Genomic DNA, 15,786 nt, shown 5'->3' with positions numbered 1-15,786 from the left:
CGGGTGGAGGAAGAGGAAATAGCCCAGCGGCAGCGCCGCCAGGATGGCGAGGAGTCCAAGGAAGAAGGGCGCACTGCGCCGGGGGGAGCGGGGGGCGTCCATGAGGCCCCCAAACTACCTCACCGGGGCCCGGGCCTCACGCCTTCGGCAACCACACGGTGAAACAGGTGCCCTGCCCCACTTCCGTGCGCACGTCGATGGAGCCGCCCGCCTCGCTGACCACCCGCCAGGCCACCGACAGGCCCAGGCCCACATTGGACCAGACGTCCTTGGTGGTGAAGAAGGGCTCGAAGATGCGCGAGCGGTGCTCGGGGACGATGCCCTTGCCGGAGTCCTCCACCTCGAAGAAGCCCCGCCCCTCCCGCTCGCCCGTGCGCAGGGTGAGCCGCTTCGTCTCCGTCTTCATCATCGCGGTGCGCGCGTTGGACACCAGGGCCAGCACCACCTGGGACAGGTGGCCGGGATCCGCCTTCACCCGCGCCTGAGGCGAGGCCAGCTCGGTGACGAGGACGATCCCCTCCCCCCGGAGCTGGTTCTCCGTGAGCGAGAGCGCATCGCGGAGCACGGCGTTGAGGTCCACCGCGCGCAGCTCGGGCTTCGCGCGTTGCTGGGAGAAGCGCAGCAGGTTCTGGGTGATGTCCTTGCAGCGCTTGGCGCTCAGCTCGATCTTCCGCAGCGTCTCGAAGTCGGGATCCTTCTCGTCGCGCTCGAGCATCAGTAACTGGGTGTTGCCCAGGATGCCGGCCAGGGGGTTGTTGATTTCATGGGCCACGCCCGCGCCCAACTGGCCCACGGCCGCGAGCTTCTGGGCCTCGAGGAGCTGGGCCTGGGCGGCCTTCAGCTCGGAGGTGGCCTCGTCCACGCGGAGCTTGAGATCGTCGTTCCAGCGCAGCATCCGGGCCCGGGCGGACTCCAGCTCGGAGCCCATGCGGTTGAAGGTGGAGGCCAGCTCGCTGAGCTCGTCCTCCCCCTCCACGGTGACGCGCCGCTCCAGCTCGCCGCGGCTGAAGGCCTCGGCACCGGCCACCACCTGGGACAGGCGGGCGTTGAGCCTGCGGGTGAAGAGCGCGCCCAGGCCGAGCAGCACCGCGAAGGCGCCGCCGATGGACAGCAGCACCGTGCGGCGCATGGCGCGCACCGGGGCCAGGGCAACGGCCTCGTCCACGGCCACCACCACCTCGAAACCGGGCACCTTGGGAACCCGCGCGGCGCTCACCTGCAGGGCGGGCGCGTCCAACCGGAACCCCCGCACCTGCGCATCATCCGAGGCGAGCCGGGAGGCCAGTGCGGGCTCCAGCGGCCGGAGGCGCCGCTCCGGCAGGGAGCTGGCCAGGATGCGCCCGGCCGTGGTGTCCACCAGATCGATGTGGCCCGGGTTGCCGCCCGCGCGCCGCGCCAGCAGGTCCTCCAGGTCGGAGAAGACGACCTTGGCGAGCGCGAAGGGAGCGTCCTCTCCATCCGCCAGCTTCACCGCCACCGCCACCGCCGCCCGTCCGCTGGGGACGTGCGCGTAGACGCGGCCCAGGGCGGCCTGTCCCTTGTTGCCGCGGCGCAACGTCTGCACCGGCACGGCCCGGGCGAGCGCCCGCGCCGCGGAGGGCTCGAAGCCCGGGTGCTCGCTGTCGCCGGAGGCCTGGAAGACGGGCTCGCCGCGCGGGTTGCCCTGCGCATCCAGGTGCAGCACGGCGCTGACGGCGGGGGACTGCCCGTAGAGGAGCTGCAGCCCGCCCTGGAACTCCTCGGGGGTGATGCTCTCCCAACTGAAGAGCTTCGCCGAGCGGGCCAGCGCATCCACCGTCTTCATCAGCTCCGAGGAGGCGCTCTCCGCGGTGGTCTCCGCGATGACGCGCTGCTCGGAGATGATCCGCCCCGTCAGCTCCGCCTCGGCGCGCGACAGCAGCAGGAACCCCACCGCCGCCAGCGGCAGCACGGTGGCCGCGAGCATGAAGAGGACGAGCTGCTGGTAGAGCCTCATCCCGTGGCCGTCCGGATGACCGCCAGCTCCCGGTCGCTGCGCAGATAGACGGAGCCCTGGATGGCCTTGGCGCGCTTCTTCATGTCCGCGGCCTGCCGCGCCAGCTCCGCATGATCGCTGGACAGCCCGTCACTGAGCACCGCCACCACGGACACGCTCATGATGGGGAACTTGCGCTTCTCCCCGTAGCGGTCCTCCGCCTCGATGTAGCCGCGCTCCCGGTCCTGCTTGTCGTAGTAGAGCGGGATGATGCGATCGAAGGCCTCGATGGCGCGCTGGCAGAGGCGATCCACGCTCTCCGGGGAGGTGACGAAGACGAAGTCATCCCCCGCCACGTGGCCGAGGAAGTCCCCGGGCAGGCCGTCCTGGCCGAACACCTCGCGCAGCAGATCTCCCGTCTGGCGGATGACGCCGTCGGCCTTCGCGAAGCCGTAGTAGTCGTTGTAGGCCTTGAGGTTGTCCAGGTCGAGGTAGCAGAAGGCGAAGGGCCGGCGCTCGCCGAGCCGGCGCTGCACCTCGCGCTCGATGGTGCCCGAGCCGGGAAGCTGCGTGGTGGGCGAGGCGCCCAGCTCCTGCTCCTTGCGGCGCAGCACCATCTCCACACGCGCCCCCATCTCCAGCGCATCGAAGGGCTTGGTGAGGTAGTCGTCCGCGCCGAGCTTGAGGGCGCGCACCTTGGCGCTCGTCTCGGAGTGGGCGGAGATGAAGATGACGGAGATGTAGCCGCTGGCGCGCTCGGCCTTGAGCTCCTCGAGGAAGTGGTAGCCGTCCCCGTCGGGCAACTGCACGTCCAGCAGCAGCACGTCCGGGCGGCGCTCGCGCAGGGAGCGGTGCGCCTCCTCCAGGGTGGAGGCCACCTGCACCTCGTAGCCGAGGCTCACCAGCACCTCGCGGCAGATGACGCCCACCTTCTCGTCGTCGTCCACCACCAGCACGCGTCCGTGGTGCTGGCCGGCGTTGCCGCGCACCAGCGAGTCCACGGTGGCCAGCAGCCTGTCCGCCTGCAGCGGCATGGGCAGGAAGGCGTCCGCCCCGGCCCGGAAGGCGCGCTGACGCTCATCGAAGGCGGAGAAGAGCAGCAGCGGTGCCTGGCGCGTCTCCGGATCATGCCGGAGGATCTCCGCCAGCCGCAGGCCGTCGATGACGGGCAGCCGGGCGTCCACCAGCAGGGCATCCGGGTGGTGGGCGCGCGCCTGGGTGAGACACTCCTCGGCGTTGGGCGCCAGCCGCACCTCGTACCCCCGCGCGCGCAGCAGGGCCTTGGTGATGTAGCCGATGTCCGGCTCGGCCTCGGCGAGCACCAGGCTGCCGCGCCGCTCGGGGTTGTGCTTCTGGGTGAAGTCCAGGCCGTCCGGCCGCAGGTACTCGGCCGGGGGCTCCACGGGCAGCACCACCACGAAGCGCACGCCGTCGTGGCAGGGCTCGCACCAGATGTGGCCGGCGTGGGCCTCCACGATGTTGCGGCAGATGGCCAGGCCCAGGCCGGTGCCCCGCACGGTGCGGTTGGCCTGGGTGCGCGCCTGCTCGAAGCGATCGAAGATGCGCTCCAGGTTCTCCTCGGAGATGGGATCGCCGCTGTTCCAACACGTGAGCGCGATGTAGCCGGGCACCGCCGAGGTGGCCTTGAGCTCCAGCCGCACCTCACCGCCCTCGGGGGTGAACTTGGCGGCGTTGGTGAGCAGGTTGTTGAGCACCTGGGTGAGCCGGTTGGGATCCGCCAGCGCCCGCAGGCCGTGCTGGGGCAGGCCGGCGGATACCTTGATGCGCCGCTCCATGAAGGCGGGGCCGTACTTCTCCACCGCGCGGCGCACCTGCTCGTCCACGTAGGCCCACTCGAAGTTCATCCGCAGCCGGCCCTTGGCGAACTTGGCCAGGTCCAGCAGGTCATCCACGATGGCGTTGAGCTTCTCCGTCGAGTCGCGCGCCAGCATGAGGTAGCGGCGCTGCTTCTCGTTCATGTCGGTGGACAGGAAGTTGAGCACCAGGTCCAACGAGCCGGAGATGGAGGTGAGCGGCGTGCGCAGCTCGTGGCTCACCATGTGGACGAACTCGTCCTTGCGCTCCTCGAGCTGCTTCTGCTCGGTGACGTCGCGCAGCACCACGCACACCCCGCGCAGCACGCCGCGCGAGTCGCTCACCGGGGTGACGGTGGTGTGGATGGTGCGCTCGTCGAGCTTCAGCTCCTCGCGCAGCACCTGGGCGCCGCCGTACTCCCAGCCGCGCACCAGCTCGAAGGGATCGAACCCGAGCTTCTCGCGCAACCGCTTGCTGGCATCCGGCGCGGGAGGCCCTTCCCCCAGCACGAGCATGCGGCGCGCGGCGGGGTTGAGCACGACGATCTCGTTCTTCTCGTCGGTGAGGATGACGCCATCGGCCATGGACTCGACCATGCGATCGATCCGCTGGCGCGAGGCCTCCTCGGAGGCGCGCAGGGACTGGATGGCGTCCGCCGTCTGGTTGGCGAGCGTGTCGAGCAGCGCGCCATCCTCCTCGGAGTAGACGTGGGGGCGCTGGGAGAAGAGCGACAGCAGGCCCACGGGGCGGCCCCCGGCGGTGAGGGCGACGGTGAGCTGGCTGGCCCAGGCGGCCGGGGCGGCGGCGTCCTGGGAGGTGGTGCCGGTGACGTGCGTGATGACGCGATCCTCGGGCAGCACCAGTCCCGAGCGCTGGCCCCACGCGGCCAGCATGGACTCCTTCACGCCCAGCAGGGACTGCTCCCCGACGACGATGCCCTGGCAGCGCAGGCGCAGGGTGGCGGTACGGTCCCACCCCAGCGCGATGAGGGCGGCGCCACAGTCATACGGCAGCACGCGCGACACGGCGGTGAGGACGCGGTCGATGATGGCGTCATAGCCGAGCGGCTCGCCGGCGCTGGCCCGGCTCACCTCGTAGAGGACGCCGAGCGCCTCCACCCGCTGGTGGAGCTGGCGCAGCAGCCGCTCCTTGTCGCGCCGAAGCTGGGTGTACTCCACCGCGTTCTTCACGGTGATGATGAGATCGTTCAGGTCCCACGGCTTGGTGATGTAGCGGTACACCTGGCCGCGGTTGATGGCCGCGATGATGTCCTCGGGGTCCGTGTAGCCGGTGAGGAGGATCGCGGTGACGTCGATGCCCTCGGCGCGCGCGGCGGCCACCAGCTCGATACCCGTCATCTCCGGCATGCGCTGGTCGGTGATGAGCACGTCCACGCGGTGCTGCCGCAGCAGCCCCAGTGCCTCGGGCCCGGAATGGGCCGATAGCACCTGGTAGCGCTTCTGGAACATGCGCACGAGGAGGTCGATGACGTCGGGCTCGTCGTCGACCAACAAGAGGGTATGTCGGGGCTCGGACAAGGTGTCTGGAAGTCTACGCGCAGAAGGGGGATGACCCCAGGGCCTGTTGGGAAGCGGAGGACCCACACGGATTGTACGTGCTCATCCTTGAACGAATTGACTCTATACGTATGTTCAGGGAGCATGACGGTACTGAAAGCTTGTTGCGCTGGTGGGCTGCCCACCAAACGAGGGAGCGAGGCATGGAAGAGCTGACTGAACGCCAGCGGGAAATCCTGGCCTTCATCGTCAAGGAGACGGAGTCGCGGGGCTTCCCGCCGACCATCCGGGAGATTGGCGAGGAGATGGACATCCGCTCGACCAACGGGGTGAACGATCACCTCAAGGCGCTCGAGCGCAAGGGGTACCTCAACCGGGGTGAGCAGCAGAGCCGGTCGCTGGTGCCCACCAAGCGGGCGCGGCTGTTGCTCGGCCTGGGAGTGAAGAAGGAGTCGGGGCTGATCGAGATCCCCCTGCTGGGCAAGGTGGCGGCCGGTGCCCCTCTGCTGGCCCAGGAGAACGTGGAGGACTCGGTCCGGATCGACAGCTTCCTGCTGGGCGGTCAGGGCCGCGAGGTCTTCGCGCTCCGGGTGAAGGGCAACTCGATGATCGATGACGGCATCTTCGACGGGGACTACCTCTTCGTCCGCAAGACGCCGCAGGCGCAGCCCGGGGAGATCGTCGTGGCGCTCATCGAGGACGAGGCCACGGTGAAGCGCTACTACCCGGAGGGCGATCGCATCCGCTTCCAGCCGGCCAACGCCACCATGCAGCCCATCTACGTGAGCAAGGCGGACTTCCGCTCGACGATGATCCTGGGCCAGGTGGTCGGCGTGTACCGCAAGCTGCCCGGCGGCAAGAACTAGCCCCCCCCCATTCCACTTCTCATCGATGAGAAGTGGATTGCTCCAGGCCCCTTTCACTTGTCGTCGGCGACAAGTGGATGGGGCCTGTTGCGTTTCACTTCTCGCCGGCGAGAAGTGGAATGCACCCTCCCCGTTTCACTTCTCGCCGGCGAGAAGTGGAATGCACCCACCCGATTTCACTTCTCGCCGGCGAGAAGTGGAATGTGCCCACCCCGTTTCACTTCTCATCGATGAGAAGTGGAATGCGCCCTCCCGATTTCACTTCTCATCGATGAGAAGCGGAATGCGCCGGATGACCGCGCCGCAGTTTTCCGCTCCGGGCGTTGCTCAGGGGCACTTCTTGAGCGCCACCCCGCTGCTGGCGATCCGTTCACACACCGTGCGGACGGTGGCCTCGTCCTTCAGCTCCTGGGCGAGGGCCGCGGTGCGCAGTTGCAGGTCCAGGTCCTTGGCGTGGTCCGGCTCGGCGCTCAAGCTGGAGAGGATGCGCAAGGCGTCCGGCTTGCGCCCGAACGTGGAGAGCAGATCCGCCAGCTCGGTGAGCTCGCGGATATCCGAGCCGGAGACGGTCTCCAGAGCGCGTCCCAGTTCCTGCTCGGCGGCCTGGCGCTCGTTGCGGCCCAGGTGGAGGCGCGCCATGGCCACATGGATGACGGCGCGCTCCTTCACCCGCAGGGACTCGCGGTAGGCCGCGAGCGCCTCCTCCGGCTTGTCCAGCTTCGTGTAGATCGCCCCGACGAGCTCCCACAGCGTGGGATCCTTGGGAGACCCGCTGGCGGCATCTCGGTAGGACGCCGCGGCGGGGAGGAACTGGCCGGCCCGTACCTGCTCGTCACCGAGCGCGGTGAGCAGCTCGGGAGTCCGTACACCCTTCTCCGTCCACTCGCCCAGGAGCAGGAGGGCCTCGGCATGGCGCCCGTCCTCCGTGAGCACGTCCACGGCGCGCAGCACGAGGGGCGTCTTGCTGGCCTCGGGGCAGGCCTCGGCGGCGAGGGCGAAGTGCTTCACGGCGGCATCCTTCTCGCCGCGCTTGAGGTGGATCTCCGCCAACTGCTCCAGGGCGTTGAAGTCCTTGGGGTGCAGGGCGAGCGCCTTGCGCAGGGCGTTCTGGGCCTCGTCGGTGCGGCCGAGCTGGGCATGGATGAAGCCGAGCCGGCTCCAATTCGTGGAGCGCCTGGCGTCACGCTTGAGGGCGAGATCGAACTGGGTGAAGGCCTCGTTGAAGCGGCCCATGGACAGGTAGACCTCGCCCATGGCCGCGGGCAGGCGGGGGTCGTCCGGAGACAGCTCCTTCATGGTGTTGAAGGAGGCCAGGGCGTCCTCGAACTTGCCCTGGAGGTACTCGGTGTTGGCCTTCACGTAATAGCCCTCGGCCTGCTCCTTGGGTGAGGGCTGCGAGGGACGCTCCTCGCAACCAGCGGCGAGGAGGGCAAGCAGGGACAGGACACGCCAGCGCGAGTGCATGCGGGGGGAGCTTCCGGGCTCAGAAGTGCCAGGCGAGGCCGGCGTTGAGTTCGAGGTTGAGGCCACTGCCCAGGCCCCCATTGGAGAGGCCGAGCGTGGCCTGGGCGAGGTTGGTGGAGGCCTCGAGCTGAAAGCCGAGATGGCCAGCGATGAGGTACTCACAACCAAAGAAGCCGATGACGGTGGGGAGTGGGCCGGTCTGCTGGAAGATGCCGAACTCACCGAAGGACAGTTGCACGCCGAGACCCAACCCCCAGTACGGGCGGATGGAGCGCTCGACGTTGTGGTAGTGGCGCAGGCCGAGCACGCTGGGCAGCACGTTGAGGCCGCCCTTGCGCCCCGCCTCCTTGGCCGTCACGTAGGAGAGGCCCACCTGCCCGAAGACGACCCACTCGGGATGGAACTGGAAGCCGAGCTCCACGTCGCCACCGGGGTTGAAGGTGGAGAGGTTGGAGATGAGGCTGTTGTTGAACCGCACGCCGACGAGGAACGAGCCCGTTCCGGGGACCTTCGTCACGGTGGGAGCCTTGGCGATCGCGCGCTCCGTGGGCTCCGGGATGAGCGTGGCGAGCAACTGATCCGCGACCGACACGGCGGCGCGAGGCAGGGCCTCCCGAGCGGCCACCTCGATGCGAGGCCGGCTCAGGGCGCGTCCACTCTCCGAGTCCACGAGACTGGTGGTGAGGAGGTAGCGGGAGCCGAAGGCATCGAGCCGGCCGGTGATGAGGTAGCGCGCCTTGCTGGAGCCGGGAGAGCCGGGAGCGGCCTCGGGGCACGGGCCCGCCGCACAGACTCCCGCGCTGCGGACGGCTTCCTGATCCGACGCGGTGGACACCGCGAGGCGGGAAGACTCGGCGAGCCGGCTCACGAGGAGCGCCGTCACCCCGGCGGCCTGCTCCCGGGCCTCCGCGTTGCTCTCCAGGGGGAGGAGGATGACGGTGAGGACGGGAGCGGGCTCCACGGCCGCGGGAGACGGCTCCGCGGCGGGCGTCGCGGACTCCGGGGCCGGTGAAGACGGCTGGCCCCAGGCGGCTGGAGCGAGCAGGAGGACGAGCAGGAGTGGCGAAAGACGGCTCACGGGGGCGTCACTCTAGTACCAGACAGCCCACCCGGGGCGGCCAGAAGCGGGCCGGACATGGGCCCCCCTGCCTGCCCGGATTGCCACCAGGCCGTCCGGGGCTTGGACGGGACGGCTCAGCTCGCCTTCTTCACCCGGGACACGAACACGGTGCCCAGCGCGAAGTAGACGATGGCCAGGGAGAAGATGACGGTGTAGCCCAGCGTGGGCCGGCCCTCTGGCTTCCCGACGGCATTGAAGGTGTCCAACAGCCACCCGGCGATCGGCGTGGCCAGGAACTGCGGCACCGTGAGTGCCATGTGCCAGATGCCCATGTCCTTCGCCGCGTCGTCCATGTCCGGCAGCACGTCCGTGGCCAGCGCCCAGTTGACGCTCTCGTAGGCGCCATAGCCGACGCCGAACAGGGCGCCGATGAACAGCGCCGCCAGGTAGTTGCCGGTGACGATGAAGCCCGCGGCCACCACCGCCTGGATCGTTCCGGCGACGTAGACCACGCGCTTGCGCCCGTACCGGTCCGAGAGCTTTCCGGCGATCACCGTGCTGGGCAGGGCCAGCAACAGCAGCAGGCCCAACACGCCCAGCACGGCCAGCTCCGGCGTCGCGGCCACGGGCCGGCCGAACACCGAGAACTCCTTCACCACGTCCCTCAGATAGAACATGAGGAAGCTCTGGACGCTGAACACGCCCATGGACATCAGCATCCGGGTGAGGAACACCCAGCGGAAGTCCCGCGAGCGGAACGGCGCCACGAAGCCCTTCAGGAACGAGCCCCATTCGAAGGGCTTGGGCGGGGTGGTGAGCGGCTGCTCGCGCGTGCCCAGCACGGTGACGAGCACGCCCACCACCAGGATGAAGCCGATGACCAGGTAGACGCGGTACACCTGCCCCTGGAACTCACCCAGGGAGGCCTGCTGGCTCACCATGGAGCTCGCGAGGCCCATGCCCACGCCATTGCCCAGCAGCGTCATCAGCCCGTACCACCCGGCCACGGAGCCCCGCTGCTCCGGGGGCACCACGTCCGGCATGAGGGCCGTGTAGGGGGCCGTGGCGACGTTGTTGGCGAAGTTGGCCATGAGGTAGGCCCCCACGTACAACCAGTACGCCCCCGTGAAGCCCCACAGGCTGTCCGTCTTCAGGAAGGGGAAGGTGGCCATGCCCACCAGCGCCACCAGGTTGAGCGCCGTGCCCACCACCATGAAGGGCCGCCGCCGTCCCATGCGCAGCCGCACCCGATCGCTCCAGGTACCCAGCAGGGGCGGCACGAGGATGCCCGTGATGGAGCCGATGGCGATCACCGTCCCCACCCCGGCCCCCTTGGACTCATCCCCCACCATGACGAGCACCTGGGACTGCACCAGGATGGTGAGGATCGCCCCCCAGTGCACGTTGCTCGAGAACCAGAAGAACGTCAGATACAGCTGCTCCAGCGTACCCAGCCGTCTGGACTCGTTGGGTAGCACCGCGGCCGTGGCTTCCAAGGTCGCCTCATTCCTGATGTAGCATGGGGGCCCCATCCGGGCCCCGGCACGTCTCTGTCGACACGATGCCCCGGAGCCCCCCACGAAGGAAAGAGGGCCCCATGCCTTCCTCCGCCTCTGCCCGTACCCTGCTGTGCGGCCTGCTGCTCCTGGGTTCCAACTCGCTGGCCGAGGGGCCCACCGGGGACACTCCCGAGCTCCCACGCCCCACGCCTCCGTTGACCGGCATGCCCGCGCGGCGGCTCAACCTCGATCACTTCATCGGCGGTGGCGTCAATCCGACGGTGGCCGAGTACAAGTTGCGCATCAGCCACACGCAGCGTCTGGGTCAGAGCGAGGACATCCTCTGGCGTGACACCTTCCTGGGGCTGGGCGGCCAGGTGCGCCTCAACCCCTGCTACACCGCGGTGGGGCCGATGGTGCAGTGGCAGCCCATCGCCGTCTTCAACCTCAAGGCTGTGGTGGATGCCTACGGTTTCTTCGGCACCGCCGGCATGCTCCAGTCCTTCCGCTCCCCGCTGGACGAGTACTCCGACGCGGTACAGCGCGCGAACACCGAGTCCCAACAGACCTACGGCACCGTCGGCTGGCACGCCATGCTGCAGCCGACCTTGCAGGCCCGGATCGGGCCCATCGCCCTGCAGAACGTCGTCACGCTCGACTACTTCAACATGCGCCTGCGTGGCGGGGACACGCTCTGGTACGACGCCGGCCCGGACACCCTGCTCCCCGGCCGCGGTTTGATGCTCACGGAGGAGGTCAACCTCGTCTACTTCGCCGGCCCGCTGACGTTGGGCGCCACCTTCCGCTACCTCCTGCCCTTCTACGACGAGGAGAACTTCCGGCCTGGCGAGGACCTCAAGGCCGCGAACAACGCCAACATGCGCCTGGGCGCGCTCGTCGCCTACACCTTCCGGGATGGAGGCTACTCCTCCTTCAACCACCCCACCGCCTTCCTCTCGGCAACGTGGCACGTGCGCCACCGCTACCGCGCCGGCCAGGAGACGTCCCAGGCCATTCCCTTCGTGGGCCTGGGCTTCGCCTTCCAGCAGGACTTCGTCTTCTAGGCCGCGTCGTCCGTGCGCGCCTGGGGATTGAGCCCCAGGCCTCGCGCCAGCTCCTGGAAGGTGGCCACCGCGGGCGTCGGGACGCGTGGCCGCTCCGGGTGGTTGTAGTCCACCTGGTACAGGCCGAAGCGCGGCTCGAAGCCCTCCGCCCACTCGAAGTTGTCCAGGAGGGACCAGTGGAAGTAGCCGCGCACGTCCACGCCCTCGTGCGCCGCGCGCACCAGCGCCTCGAAGTGCTCGCGGAGGAACCCGGGCCGGCGCTCCCCCTTCCCGTCCGCCATGCCGTTCTCGGTGATGTAGATGGGAAGGCCCGCCCGCCCGTAACGCTTGAGCGCCTGGTAGAGGCCCTCGGGGTAGATGTCCCATCCCAGGTCGTTCACCGGCCGCCCCTCGGCCACGTACTGGCGTGACAGCGTGGGGCTGCGGAAGTCCGCGCGCACCATGTCCCGCGAGTAGTAGTTGAGCCCCAGGAAGTCATACGAGCCCTTCAGGTCCGGCACCGTCTCGTCGATGTCCGCCATGCCCGGCACGGAGATCTGGATGCGGCCCGTGCGGTTCACGTCCACCAGCAACTGGTTGAAGAGGCGATCCGTGATGCCCGCCATCACCCGGTCCATCGGCGAGCGCGTGGCCGGCTGGAAGATGCGGACGTGGTGCGCGATGCCCACCCGCGTGGCGTGGCCGTCTCCATCCGCGTCCACCGTGTCGTGCTCGCGCAGCTCCCGCGCCATGCGGGCGTGCGCGCGGATCTGCCGCGCCAGCACCTGCAGCCCGAGCTTCCCGTCCTTCTGCCCGGGCGGCCAGGTGCCCTGCATGTAGCCGAACGTCATCAGCACGTTGGGCTCGTTGAGGGTGCACCACAGGTCCACCTCGGAGCCCAGCTTGCGGGCCACCCGCCGGGTGTAGGCGGCGATCCGCTCCACCGTCTTCTCGTTGGCCCACCCGCCCTCGGCGGCCACCCAGCGCGGCAGGGTGAAGTGGCTGAGCGTCACCAGGGGCTGGATGCCCTGGGCCCGCAGCATCCGCATCCACTCCAGGTACCGGTCCGCCGCCGCCTCGTTCCACGCGCCCTCCTCGGGCTCGAGCCGGCTCCACTCCACCGACAGCCGGTAGGCGTTGGCCCCCAGCTCGCGCAGCAGCGTCACGTCGCCAGCGAAGCGGTTCCACGAGTCGCACGCCGCTCCGGACACGTCCCGGTGCTTGATGTGGGGCGTGCCGTCCGGGAACGAGCCCTTCTCCCACTCGGACCAGTCGTTGTCGTTGCCCCCCTCCACCTGGTGGCTCGCGGTGGCGGCTCCCAGCAGGAAGCCGGACGGCAGCACCTGCCTCGCCGGAGGCAGGGGCGCAAGACTGGAGCTCGGAGGGGCCGGCGGATGGAGCTCCGAGATCAGGGACTCGAGGGCGATCTTGGCGGCGTGGATCAGGCTCATGGGCGATCCCCTACCACGGGAGTCCACCCGGACGGCAACCGGGCCCGCTCACGACGACGGCAACGGCCCCAGGTAGTCGAGCGGATCCACCGGCTTGCCGCCGACACGCACCTCGAAGTGGAGCTGGGGGCCGCTCGTCTTGCCGGACTCGCCCACGGTGGCGATGACCTGGCCGCGCCGCACCTTCTGGCCGGTGCGCACGCGCAGGTCGCGGTTGTGCGCGTAGAGCGTGATGAGGTGTTCCGAGTGCTGGATGATGACGATGAGCCCGTAGCCGCGCTGCTCGCCCGCGTACAGCACCGACCCTTCCTGGGCCGTCTTCACCGGCGTGCCCGCGGGCGCCGCGAGGTCGATGCCATCATGCGGCTCGCGCCCCTTCTTCCCGAAACGGGCGTACAGCACGCCCCGCAGGGGCCAGTCCAGCATCCCCTTCGTCTCCGGCACGGGGCGGGAAGGTGCCTGGGGGGCCGTGGGCCGGGGCGTCTGGCGGGACGGCGCCGTGACGACGACGGGAGACCTGGCGGGGGCTGGAGTCCCGGACGCGGGAGGCTTCGAGCCCGGCACCGTCCGCCCCTTGGCCGGTTCCGGAGTGGGCGAGGACTCGGTAGCCACCCGCACCGGCCGCTCGAAACCGGGGATGATCAGCTCCTGGCCCACGGCGAGGGTGCGCGGGTCGGAGATGCCGTTGGCCTCGGACAGCTCCTCCACGGTGATGCCGTAGGTGCGGGAGATCCGGTACATCGTCTCGCCCGGGGCCACCGTGTGCCGGACGGCGACGAGCTCCGGCTCCGGGTGGGGCTCACGCAGCTCTCCGAGCACCATGGGCGGAGACCCGGAGGGAGGCTGCTCGGAGACGGGAGCGGCGGTGGGACGGGTGACGCCTGGCGCCACCGCGCAGCCGGTGGTGGCGAGCAGCGCGAGCAGCATGAAGCATGCTGCCCGCGCCGGGCTGGCGCCCGCCCCCGGCAACCTCAGTCGCCTCCCCTGCCCACGTCGAGACGTGGGAAGCCCTCGAGGTTCCAACCCGCCAGAGCCGCCAGGGCCTGGGTGTCGGTGAGCTCGAAGTTGAGCGGAGTCACCGAGATGCGGCGATCCAGGTGCACGGCGTTGCAGTCGCTGCCGGGGATGTCCTGGTGCTCGTAGGAGTTGCCGCCGATCCAGTAGTACTTGCGGCCGCGAGGGTCCTCCTTCTCCACCACGTCGTAACCGTACGAGTGGCGGCCCAGCCGGGTGATGGCGTAGCCCGTGGGCTCGCCCCGGGGGATGTTGACGCTGAGCAGCATCCGGGACGGGAGCTGGGGCTGGGCGAGCGCCGCCGCCACCAGCGAGCGGGCGAAACGCGCCCCGTGCTGGAAGTCGAACGGCGCGCGCGACACCAGGCTGAAGGCAATGGACGGGATGCCCAGCAGCGCCGCCTCCCGGGCAGCCGCCACCGTTCCCGAGTAGTTGACGTCATCGGCCAGGTTGGCCCCGTGATTGATGCCCGACACCATGATCCGGGGGCGATCATCCTTCATGAGGTGATGGATCGCCAGATAAGCGCTGTCCGCCGGGGTTCCATCCACGGCGTACCAGTGCTCACGGACCTCGGTGATGCGCAGGGGGCGGTTGAGGGAGATGGAGTGCGAGGCCGCGCTCTGCTCGCGGTCCGGCGCCACCACCCACACCTCCCCCAGCGGGCTCACCGCGTCCACCAGGGCGCGCAGGCCTTCGGAGAAGTAGCCGTCGTCGTTGGAGACCAGGATGCGGGGTTTCTTGTCGGCCACGTCTCGCTCTTTTCTTTACTTCAGGCCCTTGATGGCCCGCTTGCCCGCGTAACGCGCGCCGGCGCCCAGCTCCTGCTCGATGCGCAGCAGCTGGTTGTACTTGGCGACGCGGTCCGAGCGCGACGCCGAGCCGGTCTTGATCTGTCCGCAGTCGAGCGCCACGGCCAGGTCCGCGATGGTGGTGTCCTCGGTCTCGCCCGAGCGGTGGCTCATCACCGAGGTGTAGCCGGCCTTGTGGGCCATGCGCACCGCGTCGAAGGTCTCCGTGAGGCTGCCGATCTGGTTCACCTTCACCAGGATGGAGTTGGCCACGCCGCCCTGGATGCCGCGGCCCAGGCGCTCCACGTTGGTGACGAAGAGGTCATCGCCCACGAGCTGGATCTTCTCGCCGAGCGCGTCGGTGAGGCCCTTCCAGCCCTCCCAGTCGTCCTCGGCCATGCCGTCCTCGATGGAGACGATGGGGTAGCGCGACACGAGCTGCTGGTAGTAGTCCAGCATGCCCTTCCCATCGAACTCCTTGCCCTCGCCCTTGAGGCGGTACTTCTTCGAGCCCTTGTCGAAGAACTCGCTGGCGGCCACGTCCAGGGCGAGGAACATCTGCTCGCCGGCCTTGAAGCCCGCCGCGGAGATGGCCTCCATGATGAGCTTGAGGGCCTCCTCGTTGGCCGGCAGGTCCGGGGCATAACCGCCCTCGTCGCCCACGCCGGTGGCCAGCTTGCGGCCCTTGAGGATCTTCTTCAGCGCGTGGAAGACCTCGGCGCCCCAGCGCAGGCCCTCGGAGAACGAGGGAGCGCCCGCGGGCACCACCATGAACTCCTGCACGTCCACGCGGGTGTCGGCATGGGCGCCACCGTTGAGGATGTTCATCAGGGGCACCGGCAGGGTGCGAGCCTGGGCGCCGCCGATATAGCGGTAGAAGGGAATGCCGAAGGCATCCGCCGCCGCGCGCGCCGTGGCCATGGACACCGCGAGGATGGAGTTGGCGCCCAGCTTGCTCTTGGTGGGCGTGCCATCCATCTCCAGCATCTGCTGGTCCACCGCGTACTGGTCCGCGGCGTCCATGCCCACCAGCTCGGGGGCGATGGTGTCCATGATGTGGGTGACGGCCTTGCGCACGCCCTTGCCCAGGTAGCGCTCCTTCTCCCCGTCCCGCAGCTCGAGCGCCTCGTGCTCACCGGTGGAGGCACCTGACGGCACCGCCGCACGGCCCTTGGCCCCACCCGCCAGGAAAACCTCGGCCTCCACGGTGGGGTTGCCGCGAGAGTCGAGCACTTCACGCGCCACGATTTGAGCGATCTCAGTCATGGCGCCGGGTTCTAGAGGACGCTTCCAGCCCTCGCAAGCCTGCTCG

At 69.3% G+C, this 15,786-nt stretch carries 11 protein-coding genes; 2 read left to right on the top strand and 9 right to left on the bottom strand.

Features of this window, described 5'->3' with window-relative positions; genetic code table 11:
- Positions 1 to 136 precede the first annotated feature (136 nt).
- Complete coding sequence (locus tag ACN28I_RS01610) at positions 137 to 1,975, bottom strand: sensor histidine kinase (protein WP_420940416.1); 1,839 nt, start codon at positions 1,973 to 1,975, stop codon at positions 137 to 139.
- Positions 1,972 to 5,307 carry a response regulator gene (locus ACN28I_RS01605; RefSeq protein ID WP_420940415.1) on the bottom strand — a complete coding sequence of 1,112 codons (3,336 nt, stop codon included), beginning with the start codon at positions 5,305 to 5,307 and terminating at the stop codon, positions 1,972 to 1,974. The genes ACN28I_RS01610 and ACN28I_RS01605 overlap by 4 nt, the downstream gene beginning before the upstream one ends.
- Positions 5,308 to 5,489: 182 nt before the next feature.
- Between ACN28I_RS01605 and lexA the strand changes: the two genes are divergently transcribed.
- Positions 5,490 to 6,152 carry a transcriptional repressor LexA gene (lexA, locus tag ACN28I_RS01600; protein ID WP_420940414.1) on the top strand — a complete coding sequence of 221 codons (663 nt, stop codon included), beginning with the start codon at positions 5,490 to 5,492 and terminating at the stop codon, positions 6,150 to 6,152.
- Positions 6,153 to 6,479: 327 nt separating this feature from the next.
- On the opposite strand, the gene ACN28I_RS01595 is transcribed toward lexA, so the two are convergent.
- From ACN28I_RS01595 to ACN28I_RS01585, 3 genes are all read right to left on the bottom strand, one after another.
- Positions 6,480 to 7,616 (bottom strand): tetratricopeptide repeat protein, encoded by a 1,137-nt coding sequence (locus tag ACN28I_RS01595; RefSeq protein WP_420940413.1) that lies wholly within the window; start codon positions 7,614 to 7,616, stop codon positions 6,480 to 6,482.
- Positions 7,617 to 7,635: 19 nt separating this feature from the next.
- The gene (locus ACN28I_RS01590; protein ID WP_420940412.1) at positions 7,636 to 8,694 is read right to left on the bottom strand and encodes a hypothetical protein; all 1,059 of its coding nucleotides are present in this window, start codon (positions 8,692 to 8,694) and stop codon (positions 7,636 to 7,638) included.
- 116 nt (positions 8,695 to 8,810) lie between these two features.
- Positions 8,811 to 10,172 carry an MFS transporter gene (locus ACN28I_RS01585; RefSeq protein WP_420940411.1) on the bottom strand — a complete coding sequence of 454 codons (1,362 nt, stop codon included), beginning with the start codon at positions 10,170 to 10,172 and terminating at the stop codon, positions 8,811 to 8,813.
- 101 nt (positions 10,173 to 10,273) lie between these two features.
- Between ACN28I_RS01585 and ACN28I_RS01580 the strand changes: the two genes are divergently transcribed.
- Positions 10,274 to 11,239, top strand: coding sequence for a hypothetical protein (locus ACN28I_RS01580; protein ID WP_420940410.1), 966 nt, complete (start codon positions 10,274 to 10,276; stop codon positions 11,237 to 11,239).
- On the opposite strand, the gene ACN28I_RS01575 is transcribed toward ACN28I_RS01580, so the two are convergent.
- From ACN28I_RS01575 to eno, 4 genes are read right to left on the bottom strand one after another with little or no spacing between them, the layout of a single operon-like run.
- Positions 11,236 to 12,669 (bottom strand): glycoside hydrolase family 1 protein, encoded by a 1,434-nt coding sequence (locus tag ACN28I_RS01575; protein ID WP_420940409.1) that lies wholly within the window; start codon positions 12,667 to 12,669, stop codon positions 11,236 to 11,238. The genes ACN28I_RS01580 and ACN28I_RS01575 overlap by 4 nt on opposite strands.
- A gap of 48 nt (positions 12,670 to 12,717) precedes the next feature.
- Positions 12,718 to 13,596 (bottom strand): peptidoglycan DD-metalloendopeptidase family protein, encoded by an 879-nt coding sequence (locus ACN28I_RS01570; protein ID WP_420940408.1) that lies wholly within the window; start codon positions 13,594 to 13,596, stop codon positions 12,718 to 12,720.
- Positions 13,597 to 13,640: 44 nt separating this feature from the next.
- On the bottom strand, positions 13,641 to 14,435 hold the full coding sequence (gene surE / locus ACN28I_RS01565; protein WP_420940407.1) for a 5'/3'-nucleotidase SurE: 795 nt from the start codon (positions 14,433 to 14,435) through the stop codon (positions 13,641 to 13,643).
- A 15-nt stretch (positions 14,436 to 14,450) separates the two neighbouring features.
- On the bottom strand, positions 14,451 to 15,740 hold the full coding sequence (gene eno, locus ACN28I_RS01560) for a phosphopyruvate hydratase (protein ID WP_420940406.1): 1,290 nt from the start codon (positions 15,738 to 15,740) through the stop codon (positions 14,451 to 14,453).
- Positions 15,741 to 15,786: the final 46 nt, after the last annotated feature.

Origin of the sequence: Archangium gephyra, from assembly GCF_049060025.1 — a bacterium.
Taxonomy (GTDB): domain Bacteria; phylum Myxococcota; class Myxococcia; order Myxococcales; family Myxococcaceae; genus Archangium; species Archangium gephyra_A.
This window is presented reverse-complemented; position numbering and strand designations above follow the sequence as displayed.

Bases quoted from the DNA above. Each gene is read 5' to 3' on its own strand.
- ACN28I_RS01580 (WP_420940410.1), top strand. From the start codon at position 10,274: ATGCCTTCCTCCGCCTCTGCCCGTACCCTGCTGTGCGGCCTGCTGCTC.
- ACN28I_RS01570 (WP_420940408.1), bottom strand. From the start codon at position 13,596: ATGCTGCTCGCGCTGCTCGCCACCACCGGCTGCGCGGTGGCGCCAGGC.
- eno (WP_420940406.1), bottom strand. From the start codon at position 15,740: ATGACTGAGATCGCTCAAATCGTGGCGCGTGAAGTGCTCGACTCTCGC.
- ACN28I_RS01610 (WP_420940416.1), bottom strand. From the start codon at position 1,975: ATGAGGCTCTACCAGCAGCTCGTCCTCTTCATGCTCGCGGCCACCGTG.
- ACN28I_RS01575 (WP_420940409.1), bottom strand. From the start codon at position 12,669: ATGAGCCTGATCCACGCCGCCAAGATCGCCCTCGAGTCCCTGATCTCG.
- ACN28I_RS01595 (WP_420940413.1), bottom strand. From the start codon at position 7,616: ATGCACTCGCGCTGGCGTGTCCTGTCCCTGCTTGCCCTCCTCGCCGCT.
- lexA (WP_420940414.1), top strand. From the start codon at position 5,490: ATGGAAGAGCTGACTGAACGCCAGCGGGAAATCCTGGCCTTCATCGTC.